Consider the following 1,552-nt stretch of genomic DNA (forward strand, 5'->3'; position numbering starts at 1 on the left):
TCGGCGCCGTGCCGCATCGTGAGGGCGTGAGCGGTTGTGACGGTGACGGCGTACCCGACACCACCGACCTCGATCACCACGCTCGACCCGGCGACGTCGATGCAGGTGCCCCGGAGACTCGCGATCATGCTCCGAGCCTAGGGCCGCCCACCGACGATGCCCCGGCACCACGCGCGACGCCCCGTGCGCCGCCGCGCGCCGCGGCCGCCGCTGCCCGCGCGAGGGGCGAATCCGCGCCCGTCCCCTGCTGGGCGTCCCGCCACGCGCGTTGGGCCGGCGTGAGCGTCGACGGGCCGGACCCGACCTGGTCGGGTGATCCGAGCCTCCAGGCATGACAGACGGCCAGGGCCAACGCGTCGGCGGCGTCCGCTGGCTTGGGGGCCTCGGCGAGGCCGAGGACCGCGGCGATCATCGCCTGGACCTGTCGCTTGTCGGCGTTGCCGTAGCCCGTGATCGCCGCCTTGACCTCGGAGGGCGTGTGGAGCCCGACGGGCAGGCCGCGCGCCGCGGCGGCGTGCAGGGCCAGCCCGGCCGCCTGGGCGGTGCCCATGACGGTCCGGACGTTCGCCTGCGCGAAGACGCGCTCGACCGCGACGGCCTGCGGGCGGTGCTCGTCGATCTCCGCGGCGATGCCGTCGGCGATCCGCAGCAGCCGTTGCTCGAGCGCCATGTCCGCCGGTGTCCGGACGACGGTCACGTGCACGAGCCGGGCACGCCGGTTCGGTGCGACCTCGACCACGCCGACGCCGCACCGGGTCAGCCCGGGGTCGACCCCGAGCACCCGGAGCATCGGACTAGTCCTCGTCCTCGTCGAGCTCGGCCTGGACGTCCGCGGGGATGTCGAAGTTCGCGTAGACGTTCTGCACGTCGTCGGAGTCCTCGAGCGCGTCGATGAGCTTGAACACCTTGCGTGCGGTGTCGGCGTCGACCGGGACCTTGAGGCCCGGGACGAACTCGGCGTCGGCGGAGTCGTAGTCGATGCCGGCGTCCTGCAGCGCGGTGCGTGCCGCGACGAGGTCGGACGCCTCGGTGATGACCTCGAAGCCGCCGCCCTGGTCGATGACGTCCTCGACGCCGGCGTCGAGGACGGCACCCATGACGGTGTCCTCGTCGAGGCCGTCCGTCTTCGTGACCGAGATGACGCCCTTGCGGGAGAAGTTGTAGGCGACGCTGCCCGGGTCGGCCATGGTGCCGCCGTTGCGGCTCATCGCCGTGCGCACCTCGGCCGCGGCACGGTTCTTGTTGTCCGTGAGGCACTCGATGAGCATGGCGACGCCGTTCGGGCCGTAGCCCTCGTACATGATCGTCGTGTACTCGATCGACTCACCGGTCAGACCGGCGCCGCGCTTGATGGCGCGGTCGATGTTGTCGTTCGGCACCGAGGTCTTCTTCGCCTTCTGCACGGCGTCGACCAGGGTCGGGTTGCCCGACAGGTCGGCCCCGCCCATCTTCGCGGCGACCTCGATGTTCTTGATCAGCTTCGCGAACGACTTCGCACGGCGCTGGTCGATGACCGCCTTCTTGTGCTTGGTCGTTGCCCACTTTGGATGCC

3 protein-coding genes are annotated in these 1,552 nt (G+C 71.4%); all 3 read right to left on the reverse strand.

Annotation, left to right across the window (positions count from 1 at the left end; all coding sequences use genetic code 11):
* The coding region (locus tag I59_RS23890; RefSeq protein WP_031273569.1) for an OB-fold domain-containing protein at nucleotides 1-128 on the reverse strand (128 nt) is incomplete at its 3' end.
* Nucleotides 125-790: a crossover junction endodeoxyribonuclease RuvC gene (gene ruvC, locus I59_RS10145; RefSeq protein ID WP_022903773.1), complete on the reverse strand. Its 666-nt coding sequence runs from the start codon at nucleotides 788-790 to the stop codon at nucleotides 125-127. The genes ruvC and I59_RS23890, both read right to left, overlap by 4 nt.
* Nucleotides 791-794: 4 nt before the next feature.
* Nucleotides 795-1,552 (reverse strand): YebC/PmpR family DNA-binding transcriptional regulator (locus I59_RS10150; protein ID WP_022903774.1); only part of this gene is annotated, 758 nt, incomplete at its 5' end.

This window comes from Curtobacterium sp. B8, assembly GCF_000333315.1.
GTDB lineage: Bacteria > Actinomycetota > Actinomycetes > Actinomycetales > Microbacteriaceae > Curtobacterium > Curtobacterium luteum.

Bases quoted from the DNA above. Each gene is read 5' to 3' on its own strand.
- ruvC (WP_022903773.1), bottom strand. From the start codon at position 790: ATGCTCCGGGTGCTCGGGGTCGACCCCGGGCTGACCCGGTGCGGCGTC.